This window comes from Methylobacterium bullatum, assembly GCF_014845095.1.
Lineage (GTDB): Bacteria > Pseudomonadota > Alphaproteobacteria > Rhizobiales > Beijerinckiaceae > Methylobacterium > Methylobacterium bullatum.
The window spans coordinates 1-710 of sequence record NZ_NKUG01000280.1 but is presented as its reverse complement, the minus strand read 5'-3'; the positions used below and the strand labels follow the sequence as shown (position 1 = coordinate 710).

Below are 710 nucleotides of genomic sequence, written 5' to 3'. Positions count from 1 at the left end.
GCCGATCATCCCGGTGGGATCGATGACCGCGCCCTGGCCGTCGATGGCATAACCGGTGGGAAGGGCGTGGAGCACGGTGCGGCCGGGGCTGACGCCATGGGCGCTCGCCGTCTCCAGGGCGCGCTCCACGTCGGCGCCCATGACGGTGCCGCTGCGGACGCCGACATGGGCCTCGAAATGCTGCGAGCCGAGGCGGCCGCCGGAGATGTTGACGATGACCGACTGGACCTCGACCTTGGCCATCCGCTCGGCGGCGTGGACCGCCTGGCGGATCGCCCCTTCGGCGGCCTCGAGATCGACGATGGCACCGCCCTTGAGGCCGTGCGAGCGCTGATGCCCGATGCCGATGATGCGGGCGAAATGGGTCCGTCCGCGCAGGGTGGTGAGGGCCTCGGCCGGCTGGAGCTCGGCGATGAGGCAGACCACCTTGCTCGTGCCGATGTCGAGCACCGAGAGGATGGTGCTCCGGCGCGCGGAGAGCGGTTTCATACGCGGCGTGAGGCCGTGTTGCGCGTGCATCGGATTACCGGGCGAAGGAGGCGGGAAGGGCGGGCTGGCGGGACGCGAGAGGCGCCGGACGGATCGTACGGCTCATGTCTCGGTTCCCTTGCCCTTCGGCTTCTTCTTCTGGGATTCGGCGCGCGTGGCGGCCGCCTCCTCCGTGAGCCGCACCACCACCCGGTCGGGCAGCCGCAGGTCCACGGCGATGA

Annotated in this window: 1 protein-coding gene and 1 pseudogene; both read right to left on the bottom strand. The window is 70.8% G+C overall.

Annotated elements, in window-relative coordinates; translation table 11 throughout:
• Window positions 1-519: cell division protein FtsA (locus MBTS_RS23085; RefSeq protein ID WP_280529967.1), on the bottom strand; the 519-nt coding region annotated here is incomplete at its 3' end.
• 72 nt (window positions 520-591) lie between these two features.
• Window positions 592-710, bottom strand: a pseudogene (locus MBTS_RS23935) (cell division protein FtsQ/DivIB); the annotation flags it as partial.